This window comes from Pseudomonas sp., assembly GCF_030698175.1.
Taxonomy (GTDB): Bacteria; Pseudomonadota; Gammaproteobacteria; order Pseudomonadales; family Pseudomonadaceae; genus Aquipseudomonas.
Window position 1 is genome coordinate 1 of sequence record NZ_JAUYNT010000011.1, and the last position, 15,448, is coordinate 15,448.

A 15,448-nucleotide genomic window follows, 5' to 3' on the forward strand; every position below is an offset into this window, starting at 1 on the left:
ATTCTACGCAGATTTCGCTGCTTTGCAACCCCTCATTTAAAGCTAACTTCTTGTTTTACAAGGAGTTTTACGAGAGGTCTACGCCGTAAGAGGTGCGCATTATAGGCCCTCAGATTGACACGTCAAGGCTTAATTTTGAACTGCATCCAACTTAAGCGTAATGCGCGCAAATGCCTTCTTGCCCGCCTGGCAGACATGCGTCGCACCACAAGCAAAGACGAACTCACGATCAACCACCGCACCATCTATACGCACGGCGCCAGAAGCTAACAAATCGCGAGCGGCCGCGGCATTCTTAACCATCCCCGCTTTATTAAGCAGCGACGAGATAGGCAGGTCTTCCGCAGAGAACAATTCAATCTCCGGCAAATCCTGCGGCAGCTCACCTTCTTTCATGCGATTGCCCGCAGCGCGGTGTGCGCTGGCAGCCGCCTCGTCACCATGAAAACGAGCCACAATTTCTTCGGCCAGCAGGATTTTGATGTCGCGTGGATTAGCGCCACGCTCAACATCCTGCTTAAAGGCGGCAATCTCATCCATCGAGCGAAAGCTCAACAGCTCAAAATAGCGCCACATCAACGCATCAGGAATGGACACCAGCTTGCTGTACATAACCCCCGGCGCCTCCTGGATCCCGACATAGTTACCGAGCGACTTGGACATCTTCTTGACGCCATCCAAGCCCTCTAGCAATGGCATGGTCAGGATCACTTGCGGCTCCTGCCCATAGGCGCGCTGCAACTCGCGCCCCATCAGCAGGTTGAATTTCTGATCGGTGCCACCCAGCTCGATATCCGCACGCAGCGCCACCGAGTCATAACCCTGAACCAGCGGATAGAGGAACTCATGGATAGCAATCGGCTGATTGGTGGAATAGCGCTTGCTGAAGTCGTCACGCTCAAGCATGCGTGCCACCGTGTACTGCGAGGTCAGACGAATGAAATCAGCCGGGCTAAGCTGATCCATCCAGGAGGAGTTGAACGCCACCTCGGTTTTTGCCGGATCCAGAATCTTGAACACCTGACTCTTATAGGTCTCGGCATTCTCCAGCACCTGCTCACGGGTCAGCGGTGGCCGCGTGGCGCTTTTACCGCTCGGATCACCAATCATTCCGGTGAAGTCACCGATCAGAAACACCACCTGATGCCCAAGCTCTTGAAACTGACGCAGCTTATTAATAAGCACCGTGTGGCCGAGATGCAGATCGGGGGCAGTTGGATCGAACCCGGCCTTGATCCGTAGCGGCTGACCGCGCTTAAGCTTCGCGACCAGTTCCGACTCGACCAACACCTCTTCCGCGCCGCGCTTGATTAGCGCCAACTGCTCTTCAACCGACTTCATCACAGACTCACAACCACTCGAAAATAAAAGGGAACCAACCATACAAGATCGCGGACTAATTACAAGTTTTGCGCCACACGGCCACCCCCAGGTGACACAAAGGTTGCTTCACCCACTCTTTGATTATATTTTAAGCAGTTAGTAGGACTTTTTACCTTTCGTTTCTTACATCTTCATTTTCGTTTTCATTATTTTAAGAATCCTGCCCACTTATGACTGATAAAGCCAAGAAACCACCTTTGTACCCAAAAAACCACCTGCTAGCCGCCAGCGGCGTAGCAGCGATGCTGAGTTTGGGACTCCTAATTTTTCCGTCCAGCCAAGTTGAAGCGATGCGCACATCGCTCAGTCTCGATCTAGGCGCCAGCACACAAGCAAACACTGAAGACCAAGACGCTACACCTGCAATCGCAGTCACCACCAGTAACGCCGCCTCACCTTTCGCCCAGATTGATGGCTCCGGCACTGAAAAACCCGCAACCAACCTCGCTAACGCAACCGTCACTCCAGCCAGCGACCCCAGCCGAAAAAGCATTACCGTTAGCAACGGCGATACCCTGTCGACCGTTTTCAGCAAGGTCGGGCTAACGAGTAACGACCTGCACGAAGCCGTAAATAGCAGCAAAGACGCCAAGAGCTTCAGTAAGCTGAACGTCGGCCAAGTGCTGGAGTTTGACCTCTCGGCCAGCGGTCAACTAAAGCGCTTACAGAGCAAACTCAGCGACCTTGAAAGCATCAGCCTGGACAAAACCGTCCAGGGTTATGCCTTCAAGCGCGAACTAATCAAGCCTGACTTACGCGCCACCTATACCCGCGGAGTGATTAACAGCTCACTCTCGCAATCGGCCCAGCGCGCCGGGCTTTCCCACAGTTTGACGATGGACATGGCCAGCGTGTTTGGCTACGACATCGATTTCTCTGAGGATATTCGTGAGGGCGATGAGTTCGAGCTGGTCTACGAGCAAAAAGTCATCAAGGACAAAGCCGTCGGCACTGGCAACATCCTCTCCGCACGCTTCACGAACCGCGGCAAGACCTTCACTGCGGTGCGTTACACCAACAAACAGGGCAGCACCAGCTATTACACGGCCGAGGGCAACAGCATGCGCAAAGCCTTTATCCGCTCGCCGGTGGATTTTGCCCGCATCAGTTCCGGCTTTTCCATGGGCCGTCGGCACCCAATCCTGAACAAAATTCGCGCCCACAAAGGCATCGATTACGCAGCAGCACGCGGCACACCGATCAAGGCGGCCGGTGATGGCCGAGTGATGCTTGCAGGTCGCCATGGCGGCTATGGCAACGCGGTGATTATTCAGCACGGCAATAGCTACAAGACCCTCTACGGCCACATGCAGGGCTTTGCCAAAAACGTCCGCACCGGCAGCAGCGTAAAACAGGGCCAGGTTATTGGTTACATTGGCACCACCGGCCTCTCCACCGGCCCACACCTGCATTACGAGTTCCAGGTCAACGGTCGCCACGTCAACCCACTCAGCATCAAAACCGCAATGGCCGACCCCATTGCCAAAGCCGAAAAACAACGCTTCTTGCAGCAAAGCCAGCCCCTAGTGGCCCGCATGGACCAGGAAAAGTCCAGCATGCTGGCCCTGAACAAGCGCTAAGTTGCATGCCTCTCTATCTTGGGGTTATGTCAGGAACCAGTCTCGATGGCTTCGACATCGCCCTGATTGAGCAAAACGATCACTGCCAGCTGATCGCCAGCCACTACCTGCCCATGCCGGACGACTTGCGCCAAGAGCTGCTCGCGCTTTGCAGCAGCGGCCCGGATGAACTGGCGCGCGCCGCCATGGCCGAACAACGCTGGGTGCAACTGGCGGCTCAGGGCATTCAAACCCTGCTACGCGAGCAAAACCTATCCGCCAGCGCTATTCGCGCAATCGGCAGCCACGGTCAGACGATTCGGCATGAACCGGCGCGCGGCTTTAGCATCCAAATCGGCAATCCTGCACTACTCGCTGAACTTACCGGCATCTGCGTGGTGAGTGATTTTCGCCGCCGCGACATCGCCGCCGGCGGCCAGGGTGCGCCACTGGTGCCGGCGTTCCACCAAGCACTGTTTGCCACCGACAAACGCTGTGCGGTGCTCAATATCGGCGGCTTTAGCAATCTCAGCTTGCTCGAGCCGGATCGAGAAGTGCACGGCTTTGACTGTGGGCCAGGGAACGTCTTGCTGGATGCCTGGATTGAGCAGCAGCAGGGCGAGCAGTTCGACCGCGACGGCGCCTGGGCGGCCAGCGGCCAAATGCAACCGCAACTGCTGCAAGCTCTGCTCGGCGATGGGTTCTTTCAAGCGCAGGGACCGAAAAGCACCGGTCGCGAGTTGTTTAACCTCAGCTGGCTGGAACAACATTTAGCTCGCCTACCGAGCTATGACGCCGCCGATGTGCAAGCCACGCTGCTGGAACTCACCGCCCACAGCATCATCGCCGCGCTCACCACTGCGCAACAACAGACCGACACGCTACTGGTCTGCGGCGGCGGCGCCCGCAACGGCACTCTGATGCGGCGCTTGCAGTCTCTGCTGCCCACCGCCCAAGTAAGCAGCACCGACAGCCACGGCGTACCGGCCGACTGGGTTGAGGCGATGGCCTTTGCCTGGCTCGCTCATTGCTGCCTGGAAGCTATTCCCGCCAACCGCCCGAGCGTCACCGGCGCGCGCGGCTTGCGGGTGCTAGGCGCCATCTACCCAGCCTGAAGCGAATTATCTCCACCGCAGAAACAACAATGCCGCGCATCAGCGCGGCATTCTGGGAGTAACGCCCGGATCAGATCGTAAACGACTGCCCACAGCCACAGGTGCTTGAGGCGTTCGGATTTTTGATCACGAAACGTGAGCCTTCCAAGCCTTCTTGATAGTCCACCTCAGAGCCGGCCAGGTACTGGAAGCTCATCGGATCGACCACCAAACTGACGCCTTCGCGCTCAACGATGGTGTCATCGTCGGCCAGTTCATCGTCGAAGGTAAAGCCGTACTGGAAACCCGAGCAGCCGCCGCCGGTAACAAACACACGTAATTTCAAACGCGGATTGCCCTCTTCCTCGACCAGGCTCTTTACCTTGTTGGCCGCACCCGGGGTGAACTGCAAGGGGCTGGGTGTGAAGGTTTCGACGCTCATGCTGCTCTCCTGACGCTATGCGCCCTACTGCTTTAGGCAGGCATTATCCGCTTACCCGACCAAACTGGTCAACTATTCTCCGCTGCCCGCCATTGCTGGCGACCAATGGTGCGGTTAAGGCAACAGCGCCGCATGCCCCAGGCCCAGGCGCTCATTCAGGCCCAAACGAATATTCATGCACTGTATGGCCTGGCCTGAGGCGCCTTTGACCAGGTTATCAATCACCGATAAAACCACCACTAAATCGCCGCCTTGCGGGCGATGCACGGCTAAACGGCAGACGTTGGCGCCACGCACGCTACGGGTTTCCGGATGGCTGCCGGCCGGCATCACATCAACAAACGGTTCGTTGGCGTAACGCTGCTCGAACAGCGCTTGCAGATCAATCGAGTGGTCCGCCACTGTCGCGTACAGCGTGGCGTGAATGCCACGAATCATCGGTGTCAGGTGCGGCACGAAAGTCAGGCCAATCTCGCCACCGGCCGCCCGGCGCAAGCCTTGGCTGATTTCCGGCAGATGCCGATGGCCTTTCACCGCGTAAGCTTTCATGCTTTCGCCGGCCTCACTAAACAGCGAGCCGACGCTGGCACCACGGCCGGCGCCACTGACGCCGGATTTGCAGTCGGCAATCAGCCGGCTGTTATCGGCGATACCGGCCTCCAGCAACGGCAGAAAACCCAACTGAGTGGCCGTCGGATAGCAACCCGCCACGGCAATCAAGCGCGCTTGCTGGATCTTGGCGCGGTTAACTTCTGGCAGGCCGTAAACGGCCTCGGCCAACAACTCCGGCGCGCCGTGGGGCTGACCGTACCACTGCGCCCATTCGTCCGCGTCTTGCAGGCGAAAATCTGCCGACAGGTCGATCACCTGGGTGCCCGCGGCCAGCAGTTCACCGGCCAGCGCATGGGCAACTCCATGCGGGGTGGCGAAGAACACCACATCACAGGCGCCCAGCGCCGCGCTATCGGGCACGCTAAAGGCCAGCGCATCGTAGTGACCGCGCAGGTTCGGGTACATGTCCGCGACCTTCACGCCGGCTTCCGAGCGCGAGGTAATCACTGCCACTTCTGCCTCCGGGTGCTGCGCCAGCAAACGCAGTAATTCAACCCCGGTGTAGCCCGTGCCGCCGACGATACCAACCTTGACCATGACCCGCCCCTCAAACAAACCCTGTAGAAAGGCGCGATGATACGGCCGCGCGCCTTGCCAGCCAACTGTTAGGGTGACGCACCGACCCACCAGCCACTACTATTCGCGGACTTTATTACGGGAAAGACCGCATGTTGTATCTCTGGGTGAAAGCCTTTCACATTATTGCCGTGGTGACTTGGTTCGCCGGACTGTTCTATCTGCCGCGCTTATTCGTTTACCACGCCATGAGCAGCGACAGCCTCAGCCATGAGCGTTTCTGCATCATGGAGCGCAAGCTCTATCGCGGCATTATGCAGCCCTCGATGGTCGCCACCCTGCTGCTCGGCGGCTGGCTGCTATACCTCAACCCGAGTTGGTTGAGCATGGGTTGGCTGCACGTCAAGCTGACCTTGGTGTTGCTTCTGCTCGGTTACCACCACCTGTGTGGCGCCCAACTGAAAGCCTTTGCCCGTGGCGAAAACGCTCGCGGCCATGTGTTCTATCGCTGGTTCAATGAAGTGCCGGTGCTGTTTTTGCTGGCGATTGTGTTGCTGGTGGTAATCAAACCCTTCTGACCCGCGCCCAACCTGACAAGAGGAAATGCCATGTCCCTGCCTGACCTGCTCGCCCAACGCTTGCGCCTGCCCCTGGTGGCCGCACCAATGTTTCTGGTCTCCAACCCGCAACTGGTATTGGCCTGCTGCAATAACGGCGTGGTCGGCAGTTTCCCGGCGCTGAACCTGCGCGAGAGCAGCGAGTTTCGCGCCTGGCTGGACGAAATCGAAGCGGGGCTGACGGCCGATGCCGCGCCCTATGCGGTCAACCTGATCGTTCACCAGACCAATCCACGACTGCAGGCGGACCTGGCCATTTGCGTGGAGAAACGCGTGCCCATCGTCATCACCAGCCTGGGCGCGGTGAAGGAAGTGGTCGATGCGGTGCACAGTTATGGCGGCTTGGTGTTTCACGACGTGACCACCCGCCGGCATGCGGAAAAAGCCGCACAAGCCGGGGTCGATGGCCTGATCGCCGTAGCCGCCGGCGCGGGCGGGCATGCCGGCACCTGGAGTCCCTTTGCGCTGATTGCCGAGATTCGTCAGTTCTTCGACAAGACCCTGTTGCTGGCCGGTTGCCTCAACCAAGGTCACGAGATTCTTGCCGCGCAATTACTCGGGGCGGACCTGGCTTACTTCGGCACCCGCTTTATCGCCACCCAAGAGAGCCATGCCGGCGAGGCCTACAAACAAATGCTGTTGGACGCCCAAGCCGCCGACATCATTCACACCCCGGCGGTGTCCGGCATCCCGGCCAGCTTTATGCGCCAGAGCCTGCAAGCCGCCGGTTACGACCTGCAGGCCTTGCAAAACAAAGGCGAAGTTAATTATGGCGAAAAGCTCAAACCAATGAACGAAGAAGCCAAGGCCTGGAAAACCGTGTGGTCGGCCGGCCAAGGGGCCGGCAGCATCACCGATCTGCCAACGGTTGCCGAGCTGATCGCCCGTCTGGACGCCGAATACCGCGCAGCCAACCAACGTAGCGCGCAACTGGCGCAGCACTGGGCAAAATAATCCACGCCAAGACCTGAACTACGCCGCCTTTTATTGCCGCTCGCCCTTGTATCCAAGGCCGCGCGGCTATTAGGCTGTGCGCACACCCACCCCTACTGCTGACAGGGACGCCCGCATGCCACAAGCCAAATTTAAAATCGTCTTCAATGGCGAGCTAATGCCCGATGCCCTGCTAGATGAGGTCAAAGACAAGCTCGCGCAACTGTTTAAAAGCGATCGCAGCAAGATCAACGGTCTGTTCGACGGCGGCCCCATTGCTCTGAAGCGCGACCTGTCGGAAGACGAAGCCGACAAATACCTGGCCGCGCTACAGCGCACCGGCGCCAAGGTGCGCAAAGAAGCCGATCTGGCCGCCAGCCTGAGCCTGGTCGAGACCGAGGATCACATCAATCCCAATATGATCAGCACAGCCACAAGCGCCAGCAACGACCTGCGTATGAGCTGCCCCAAGTGTGGCCATGAGCAAGCCAAGGCCGTGGAGTGCGAAGCCTGCGGCATCATCATCGACAAGTTTCTCGCCCGCCAAGCCGAACTCGGCGACAGCGCACCAGCTCCGCTCGCCAGCCAAACAGCAGTCGCGGCCCCAGCCAGCGCGCCGCTAAGTGCAACTCCCTACGCGCCGCCCACGGCCAATGTCGCCGAGGCGCTGCCAGAGTTTGCCGAGCTAAAACCCTTTGGCATTGAAGGCCGCATAGGTCGCCTGCGCTATCTGGCCTGGTCACTGGTTATGATGGCTGTCGCCTTAGTGCTTCTCGGTATCGGCGCGTCGGTCATCTTCATTCTTGATAGCAGCACTTCCTTGCTATCCGTTGCTGCAACCATAGTTGGCCTATTGGCAGTAGTTGCCATGGTAGTTGTCAGCATCCAGATTGGCGTCAAACGTTTGCACGATATCGGCTGGTCCGGCTGGCTGCTGCTGGTCAGCTTGATCCCGGCGGTTGGCAGTGTGTTCTCCATCATCATGCTGGTGGTGCCCGGCAGCACCGGCGCCAACCGCTTCGGTCCACCGCCACCGCCCAATAGCCGTGCCGTGAAGATACTCGCCGGCCTGTGGTTGCTGGTACCGGTGCTCGGCATTCTCGCGGCCATCGCCATCCCGCAATATCAGGACTATACCGAGCGCGCCCGTGACGCACAGGCCAGCGGCTACGAAGAAACCGACAGCGCCGCCTACCCAGATGAAGCGGCGGATGCCGCCGATGCCGCGGTCCCAGTCGAGCCGGCAGCTGCCTTTGACGACGCTGAAACCACTGACGACGCCAACACCAGCGAAAACCAGTAATAGCTTAATACCGCGGCCGCCCGGCCGCGGCTTGATGGAGAACATGCATGTCCCGTTACGCCCTGATTACCGGCGCCTCTAGCGGGATCGGCTTAGCCCTCGCCGAAGCCCTGGCCCGCCGTGGCCGTAACCTGATCCTAGTGGCCCGCCAGCGCGACGCACTGGAAAGCATTGCCTGCGAACTGACTCAGCGCTTCGGCGTTGAGGTGCTGTTCAGCGCCTGCGATTTAAGCGAGCCGTTGCAGGTATCCGGGTTGTTGCAAGAACTGGAGCAAGCTGATCGGCAGATCGAACTGCTGGTCAACAATGCCGGTATCGGCACGGCCGGCGCCTTTCTCAAGCAGGACTGGAGCCGCGAGCAACAACTGATCGAGGTCAACATCCTCGCCCTCACCCGCCTCTGCCATGCGGTGAGCCAGCGCATGCTGCAACAAGGTGGCGGACAGATTCTTAACGTCGCCTCGGTGGCCAGCTTTCAGCCAGGGCCATGGATGAGCAACTACTACGCCAGCAAAGCCTTTGTGCTGAGTTTTTCCGAGGGCCTGCGTGAAGAGCTTAAAGAACATGGCATTCAGGTTTCGGTGCTGTGCCCAGGCCCAACCCGCAGCGCGTTCTTTCGCAACGCGCAGATGAAAAGCACCAAGCTGGAGAGCAGCTCGCTGATGATGAGCTGCGAAGAAGTGGCGCTGCTGACGGTACAGGCGCTGGAGAAAAACCGCGCCATCATCATCCCCGGCTGGCACAACAAACTCATGGCCTACTGGCCGCGACTGGTTCCACGCGCCCTGGTGCGGCGCCTGGTCGGCAAGGTCAACCGCTCAAGTTCAGGGCGTAAAGCCGACTAGCCAATGGTTATGGCGCTGTACTAGTTATGTGTTGCGCCAGTCGCAGCCTCTGTAGGATGGGTTGAGCTTGGCGATACCCATCGATCATCCTGCGGCAATCACTCCTGCAATCCCCCGCACGCAGCAGCGGACGTGAGCTGATGGACTTCGCACGCGGTGATGGGTATCGCTGCGCTCAACCGCATCCTACGGTCTGTCTGCACAGCTAACGGGCACATAGCCCGTCGCCCGATTGAAGCTGGCTCCTACAAAAGCGCCGAGTACCGGCCGCACTCAGCGGCTGCACACCGGCTGATCAATCCGCACTCACAGTGCGGCCATCGGCCCAGGCACGCAGCTGCGCCAAATCTTCGGCCATCACCACCGACAGCGGCGAGCTGCCCTGGATCATCTGCACCAACAAGGCCTGGTCGACCGCTTGCTGACGGGCCTGGGCGGCATACAGGGCGCTGACCACCGCCTGCTCGATCTCCGCACCGGCAAAACCCTCACTGACGGCAGCCAGTTGCGCCAGATCAAACAGGCCCGGCTCCTGCTCGCGACGCAGCAGGTGAATGCGGAAAATCTCGGCGCGCACCTCGGCATCCGGTAAGTCGACAAAAAACAGCTCATCGAAGCGACCCTTGCGGACTAACTCCGGCGGCAGCCGCTCGATGGCATTGGCGGTCGCCACCATAAATACCGGCGCCTTGCGCTCGGCCATCCAGGTCAGCAAGGTGCCGAGCACCCGCTGACTGACGCCGCCGTCCTGCTCACCACTGGCCAGACCTTTTTCGATCTCATCCATCCACAGCACGCAGGGCGCCATCTGCTCGGCCAGTTGCAAGGCTTCGCGCAAGTTGCGCTCGGTTTCGCCGAAGAATTTGTTGTACAGACAGGCAAAATCCAGGCGCAACAACGGCAACCCCCAGAGCCCGGCAATCGCCTTGGCCGCCAGGCTCTTGCCGCCGCCCTGCACCCCGACCAGCAGCACGCCCTTGGGTAAATCGTCGGCTTTGCCGGCCAGAAACACCTGCTCGCGATCACCCAGCCAGCGCTTGAGATTACGCAGCCCACCGACCTCGGCAAACCGTGCCGTGTCGTACTCAAAACTCAGCACGCCATCCAGGTCGAGCAACTGGAACTTGCTCTTATTCAGCTTGGGCAGGTCGTCCTGGGTGATGGCGCCGTCATCGCAAATCACCCGCCGCGCCAAGGCCCGCGCCTGAGCATGGCCCATGCCACGCAGATTCTTCACCACCTGCTGCAGGGTACGGTTGTCGGTGCGCACCCGCGCACCGCGATTGCGCTCACTCCAGCGCGTCGCCTCATCGCGCACTATCGCCAGCAACTCGTCCTCGGTCGGCAAGGCCAGACTGAAACGGGCAGCGTAGCGCTGCACTTCGGCCGGTAATTTCAACGCATGGGAGACCAGCACCAGGGTCGGCCGATGCTGGCCTTCCGCCTGGGCGATCTCTTTCAGCAAGCGCACCAGCTTGGGGTTGTCGGTCAGGAACGGATGCAAATCGCAGAGCACATAGAGATTGGGCTGCGGGTCGTGCTTGATCAGCTTGAGCGCCGCCTCCGGCTCCAGACTTTCGCTCTGCTCTCCCGGCTCGCCGGCAAAACCGAGCCGCTGCAAGCCCTCGGTAATCGCCCAGGTGTAGAGCCCCAGGCCGCGCTTGATCGCCAAACTGGTGAGGGTTTCCAGCACCCGCGGCTCATCCCAGGACTCGATCACCACCAACTTAACCCGCGAGTCGAGCACCAGCCCCAAATCATGAATATCGTTAATCACTGCCACTCCTTGTGCGTCGCCTAGCGGGCTGCTGAACAGGTTAGGAGGAGACACAGCCGCTGAACGCTGGTCGCCCCGAGCGCGCATGGTTACACTCTGGCGCTCAAATAACGAGCCGGGAGACCGTCCATGGACTGTCTATTCTGCAAAATCGTCGCCGGGGACATTCCCGCGCGCAAGCTGTATGAAGATGAACATGTGCTCGCCTTTCACGACATCAGCCCGGCCGCGCCGGTGCATTTTCTGGTGATCCCGAAAAAACACATCAACACCCTCAACGACCTCACCGAAGACGACAAAGCCCTGGCCGGCCACATCCTCTTCACCGCCCAACGCCTGGCGCTTGAGCAAGGCTGTGAAGCCGGTTTCCGGGTGGCGATGAACTGCAACCCGCAAGGCGGCCAAACCGTTTACCACATCCATATGCACGTGCTCGGCCAGCGCCAAATGCACTGGCCGCCGGGTTGATGCGAGCACTGATCGGCGTCGCCCTGACGCTGCTGCTACCCCTGCCGGCCCTCGCCATCGAGACCGGCAGCGTGTTTCGTGACGCACTGAGCAACGACCAGCAAGGCCCGGAGTTAGTCGCTTTGCCGGCCGGCAGCTTGGTGCTGGGCGACAGTCTTAATCGCGGTAACGACAACGAACGGCCGCCGCGCCCGACCCAGATCCAGCAGGCCTTCGCCCTCGGCCGCTTCGAGGTGACCTTCGCCGACTGGCAGCTGTACGCCGACGCCACCGGCAAACCCATGCCCGACAACGAAGGCTGGGGCTTGTCGGCGCAGCGCCCGGTAATCAACGTCAGCTGGTTTGCCGCCCAGGGCTATTGCCAATGGCTGAGTAAAGTCAGCGGCCAGCGTTATCGCCTGCCAACCGAGGCCGAGTGGGAATATGCCGCCCGCGCCGGTAGCCAAAGCTACTACTGGTGGGGAGCGCAACTCGACAGCGACGAACAACAACCGCGCGCCCATTGCCGTGGCTGCGGCACCGCCAGGCAAATCGCCAGCAAAACCGCACTGGTCGGCCAGTTCGCGCCGAATGCCTTTGGTCTCTACGACACCGCAGGCAATGTCTGGGAATGGACCGCCTCGACCTTTGCCGCCCCCTATGACGGCCACGAACAAGGCCGCGCCGGCCTGCTCGATAACAGCCCACGAGTCACCCGCGGTGGCGCCTGGAACAGCGGCCCGGTGTATCTGCGCAGCAGCCTGCGCGACATGAAGCAGCCGCAAGTCAAAGACTATGCCCAGGGTTTGCGGGTGCTGCGCGAGCTGCCCTGACCCGGATCAAGACCCACAGCAACGCTTGGAGTAAACTTGGCCGATGAACTACCCCGGAGCTGCCATGGCTAACCAACGTCATTACTCGCCAATTGATCGCCTGTTGCTGCAAGCCGACACCGCGTTGCGCACCTTGCTGCCGTTCAGCGGTCAGCCCTATCGGCCGTCACCGGCCATAGTCCAGCAAGAGGCCCAGCTCGACGCCAATACCACACGTCATGTGGCCGGGCTGATGCGCATCAACCATACCGGCGAGGTGTGCGCCCAAGGCCTGTATCAAGGCCAGGCCCTGACCGCCAAGTTGCCCCAGGTGCGCAGCGCCATGGAGCATGCCGCCGAGGAAGAAATCGACCATCTGGCCTGGTGCGAACAACGCATCCGCCAGCTGGGCAGCCATCCCAGCGTATTGAATCCGCTGTTCTACGGCTTGTCCTTTGGGGTGGGCGCGGTGGCCGGGATGATCAGCGACAAGGTCAGCCTGGGTTTTGTCGCGGCCACCGAAGATCAGGTCTGCAAGCACCTGGATGAACACCTGCAGCAGCTGCCGGCAGAAGACGGAAAGTCCCGGGCGATTCTCGAGCAGATGCGCAGCGACGAAGCCGAACACGCCGCCGGCGCCATCGAAGCCGGCGGTTTTCGCTTCCCGGCGCCGGTCAAGTTTGGCATGAGCCTGCTGGCCAAGGTGATGACCAAGAGCACCTACCGGATCTGAATTCGCTAACTCGCAGACAGAAAAAAGGGCGCTTGAGAGAGCGCCCTTTTTTCATGCCAGCAGACTTACTCGGGCATATTGCGCGCGTAGAAAATCTCCAGCATTTCGTGCTTAACCCGCGCCGTTACCTGCTCACGCTGCTCGCTGGACAGATTCTGGGTGGCGTCGCCAAACAGATAGTTATCCAGCTCAAATTCCTTGAGCAGCATCTTGGTGTGGAACAGGTTCTCCTGATAGACGTTGACGTCGGTCATTTGATAGGCCGCACGGGTGTCTTCCGACAGGTACTTCTGGATCGAGTTAATTTCGTGGTCGATAAAGTGCTTCTTGCCTTCCACGTCACGGGTAAAACCGCGCACCCGATAGTCGACCGTGACTATGTCCGAGTCGAACTGGTGAATCAGGTAGTTCAGCGCTTTGAGCGGAGAAATCACCCCACAGGTGGACACGTCGATATCCACCCGGAACGTGGCAATACCGTCCACCGGATGAATTTCCGGGTAGGTGTGCACGGTGATATGGCTCTTATCCAGGTGCGCCAGAATGGTTTCTGGTAAGGGCCCCGGCGACTCCTCGATCTGGCTATCGGTCGGGGTGACCGGCTGCTCGGAAATCAGGATGGTCACGCTGGCGCCTTGAGGATCGTAATCCTGGCGGGCGATGTTAAGAATATTGGCGCCGATAATGTCGACAACATCGGTGAGAATCTGCGTCAGCCGCTCGGCGTCGTACTCAGTATTGATGTACTGAACGTAGGCCTGCTGGTCTTCCGGCGTTTCCGCGTAGCAGATGTCATAGATGTTGAAGCTCAAGGTCTTGGTCAGGTTATTGAACCCGTGGAGCTTGAGTTTGCTTTTCACCGTAGGTAACTCTCTATATGAATGCGGCTCTGCCACATGATTGAGCATGCCCGTCAGAGGCGCGGTGCGCTTCTGCGTAGGACGGTTTACACCTCTTCGCAATGGCGATTATGGTTGTCTTGCTTGGGCTCAAAGCCTTGAAAAGCGGGCGCATTATGCAGAGCCAGGCAGCCCTGCGCCAGCCCATGCGCCCAACTGCGGCGAAACCTTAAGCCAGCTCGATGATTTCGTAGTCGTGAGTGATGACCACGCCGGCGCGACCGAGCATGATCGACGCCGAGCAGTACTTCTCGGCCGACAGCTCCACCGCCCGTTTAACCTGAGCTTCTTTCAAACCGCGACCTTTGACCACAAAGTGCAGATGAATCTTGGTGAAGACTTTTGGGTCTTCATCGGCGCGCTCGGCCTCAACAAAAGCCTCACAGCTCTCCACCGCCTGGCGCGATTTTTTCAAGATGCTGACCACATCAAAATTGCTGCAGCCGCCCAAGCCGATCAGCAGCATCTCCATCGGCCGCACGCCGAGGTTACGACCACCGGCCTCGGGTGGACCGTCCATGACCACGACATGGCCACTGCCCGACTCGCCAAGAAACAGAGCCTCACCGGCCCATTGAATGCGTGCTTTCATTGCCAAGTCTCCGGTAAAAAAATCCGCGGCAAGCTTAACACAGGGTATTCCCCCCCCCATTGCGACGCATTTGACGAAATCAATTACTCTTAGCTGTTAGCTCCGTCGCAAAATCACCGCCAACTATTAAGGCTCTGTTAAGCTGGCGCCGGATAACTGGCACACTTGCCGCATGACTAATAAGAAAATGTCTGTTTAACAGAGACTTATCTGTTCTTTTCGAGATTCGTGCATGGTCGCTATCACTCTTACACCGAAAATAAAGAATTTCGACAAGCTGCTCGCGCATGCCCACCGTCGTCGTTACACCGCCAAAAGCACCATCATCTATGCCGGTGATCGGTGCGAGACGCTGTTCTTCATTATTAAAGGTTCGGTCACCATCCTGATTGAGGATGATGACGGTCGTGAGATGATCATCGCCTACCTCAATGCCGGCGATTTCTTCGGTGAGATGGGCCTGTTCGAAAAAGAAGGCAGCGAGAAAGAACGCAGCGCTTGGGTGCGGGCCAAAACCGAGTGCGAAGTGGCAGAACTGAGTTACACCAAGTTCCGCGAACTCACCGTGCAAGACCCGGAAATGCTGATTGCCCTCGGCAGCCAGATGGCCGAGCGCCTGCGCAACACCACTCGTAAAGTTGGCGACCTGGCCTTTCTGGATGTCACCGGCCGCGTTGCCCGCACCCTGCTCGACCTGTGCAAGCAGCCAGATGCCATGACCCACCCAGACGGCATGCAGATCAAAATTACCCGCCAGGAAATCGGCCGTATCGTTGGCTGCTCGCGGGAGATGGTTGGCCGCGTGCTCAAGGTTCTGCAAGAGCAGGGCCTGGTCAACGTCAAAGGCAAAACCATGGTGGTATTCGGCACCCGCTGAATGCACC

16 protein-coding genes are annotated in these 15,448 nt (G+C 59.2%); 10 read left to right on the forward strand and 6 right to left on the reverse strand.

The window, feature by feature from the left end; translation table 11 throughout:
- Nucleotides 1-129 precede the first annotated feature (129 nt).
- Nucleotides 130-1,341, reverse strand: a complete 1,212-nt coding sequence (tyrS, locus tag Q8R10_RS05295; protein ID WP_305651698.1) for a tyrosine--tRNA ligase — start codon at nucleotides 1,339-1,341, stop codon at nucleotides 130-132.
- A 212-nt stretch (nucleotides 1,342-1,553) separates the two neighbouring features.
- On the opposite strand from tyrS, the gene Q8R10_RS05300 reads away from it, so the two are divergent.
- Both Q8R10_RS05300 and Q8R10_RS05305 read left to right on the forward strand, forming a co-directional pair.
- Nucleotides 1,554-2,963, forward strand: coding sequence for a peptidoglycan DD-metalloendopeptidase family protein (locus Q8R10_RS05300; RefSeq protein ID WP_305651700.1), 1,410 nt, complete (start codon nucleotides 1,554-1,556; stop codon nucleotides 2,961-2,963).
- Between the two features lie 5 nt (nucleotides 2,964-2,968).
- Complete coding sequence (locus Q8R10_RS05305; protein WP_305651702.1) at nucleotides 2,969-4,057, forward strand: anhydro-N-acetylmuramic acid kinase; 1,089 nt, start codon at nucleotides 2,969-2,971, stop codon at nucleotides 4,055-4,057.
- Between the two features lie 70 nt (nucleotides 4,058-4,127).
- Here the strand turns inward: Q8R10_RS05305 and erpA are convergent, their stop codons facing one another.
- Both erpA and argC read right to left on the reverse strand, forming a co-directional pair.
- Nucleotides 4,128-4,478, reverse strand: a complete 351-nt coding sequence (gene erpA, locus Q8R10_RS05310) for an iron-sulfur cluster insertion protein ErpA (protein WP_305651704.1) — start codon at nucleotides 4,476-4,478, stop codon at nucleotides 4,128-4,130.
- 114 nt (nucleotides 4,479-4,592) lie between these two features.
- On the reverse strand, nucleotides 4,593-5,627 hold the full coding sequence (argC, locus tag Q8R10_RS05315; protein WP_305651706.1) for an N-acetyl-gamma-glutamyl-phosphate reductase: 1,035 nt from the start codon (nucleotides 5,625-5,627) through the stop codon (nucleotides 4,593-4,595).
- 134 nt (nucleotides 5,628-5,761) lie between these two features.
- Between argC and hemJ the strand changes: the two genes are divergently transcribed.
- From hemJ to Q8R10_RS05335, 4 genes are all read left to right on the forward strand, one after another.
- Entirely contained in the window at nucleotides 5,762-6,184 is a 423-nt protein-coding gene (gene hemJ, locus Q8R10_RS05320; RefSeq protein ID WP_305651825.1) for a protoporphyrinogen oxidase HemJ, read from the forward strand.
- 30 nt (nucleotides 6,185-6,214) lie between these two features.
- Nucleotides 6,215-7,177 (forward strand): nitronate monooxygenase family protein, encoded by a 963-nt coding sequence (locus tag Q8R10_RS05325; RefSeq protein WP_305651708.1) that lies wholly within the window; start codon nucleotides 6,215-6,217, stop codon nucleotides 7,175-7,177.
- 115 nt (nucleotides 7,178-7,292) lie between these two features.
- The gene (locus Q8R10_RS05330; protein ID WP_305651710.1) at nucleotides 7,293-8,459 is read left to right on the forward strand and encodes a DUF805 domain-containing protein; all 1,167 of its coding nucleotides are present in this window, start codon (nucleotides 7,293-7,295) and stop codon (nucleotides 8,457-8,459) included.
- Between the two features lie 47 nt (nucleotides 8,460-8,506).
- The gene (locus Q8R10_RS05335; RefSeq protein WP_305651712.1) at nucleotides 8,507-9,304 is read left to right on the forward strand and encodes an SDR family oxidoreductase; all 798 of its coding nucleotides are present in this window, start codon (nucleotides 8,507-8,509) and stop codon (nucleotides 9,302-9,304) included.
- A 295-nt stretch (nucleotides 9,305-9,599) separates the two neighbouring features.
- Here Q8R10_RS05335 and Q8R10_RS05340 read toward each other — a convergent pair whose 3' ends face one another.
- Nucleotides 9,600-11,081 carry an AAA family ATPase gene (locus Q8R10_RS05340; protein WP_305651714.1) on the reverse strand — a complete coding sequence of 494 codons (1,482 nt, stop codon included), beginning with the start codon at nucleotides 11,079-11,081 and terminating at the stop codon, nucleotides 9,600-9,602.
- A gap of 129 nt (nucleotides 11,082-11,210) precedes the next feature.
- Here Q8R10_RS05340 and Q8R10_RS05345 point away from each other — a divergent pair, with 129 nt between their 5' ends.
- The 3 genes from Q8R10_RS05345 (at nucleotide 11,211) to coq7 (ending at nucleotide 13,073) form a co-directional block, all read left to right on the forward strand.
- The gene (locus Q8R10_RS05345) at nucleotides 11,211-11,549 is read left to right on the forward strand and encodes a histidine triad nucleotide-binding protein (protein ID WP_305651716.1); all 339 of its coding nucleotides are present in this window, start codon (nucleotides 11,211-11,213) and stop codon (nucleotides 11,547-11,549) included.
- A complete protein-coding gene (locus Q8R10_RS05350) occupies nucleotides 11,549-12,361 on the forward strand; it encodes a formylglycine-generating enzyme family protein (RefSeq protein ID WP_305651718.1) in 813 nt (270 codons plus the stop codon). Before Q8R10_RS05345 ends, Q8R10_RS05350 begins: the two co-directional genes overlap by 1 nt.
- A gap of 64 nt (nucleotides 12,362-12,425) precedes the next feature.
- Nucleotides 12,426-13,073 carry a 2-polyprenyl-3-methyl-6-methoxy-1,4-benzoquinone monooxygenase gene (gene coq7 / locus Q8R10_RS05355; RefSeq protein WP_305651720.1) on the forward strand — a complete coding sequence of 216 codons (648 nt, stop codon included), beginning with the start codon at nucleotides 12,426-12,428 and terminating at the stop codon, nucleotides 13,071-13,073.
- 65 nt (nucleotides 13,074-13,138) lie between these two features.
- Here the strand turns inward: coq7 and speD are convergent, their stop codons facing one another.
- Both speD and Q8R10_RS05365 read right to left on the reverse strand, forming a co-directional pair.
- Nucleotides 13,139-13,933 (reverse strand): adenosylmethionine decarboxylase, encoded by a 795-nt coding sequence (speD, locus tag Q8R10_RS05360; RefSeq protein ID WP_305651722.1) that lies wholly within the window; start codon nucleotides 13,931-13,933, stop codon nucleotides 13,139-13,141.
- A 208-nt stretch (nucleotides 13,934-14,141) separates the two neighbouring features.
- Complete coding sequence (locus Q8R10_RS05365) at nucleotides 14,142-14,564, reverse strand: OsmC family protein (protein WP_305651724.1); 423 nt, start codon at nucleotides 14,562-14,564, stop codon at nucleotides 14,142-14,144.
- Between the two features lie 232 nt (nucleotides 14,565-14,796).
- On the opposite strand from Q8R10_RS05365, the gene crp reads away from it, so the two are divergent.
- Entirely contained in the window at nucleotides 14,797-15,441 is a 645-nt protein-coding gene (gene crp / locus Q8R10_RS05370) for a cAMP-activated global transcriptional regulator CRP (RefSeq protein WP_305651726.1), read from the forward strand.
- Nucleotides 15,442-15,448 lie beyond the last annotated feature (7 nt).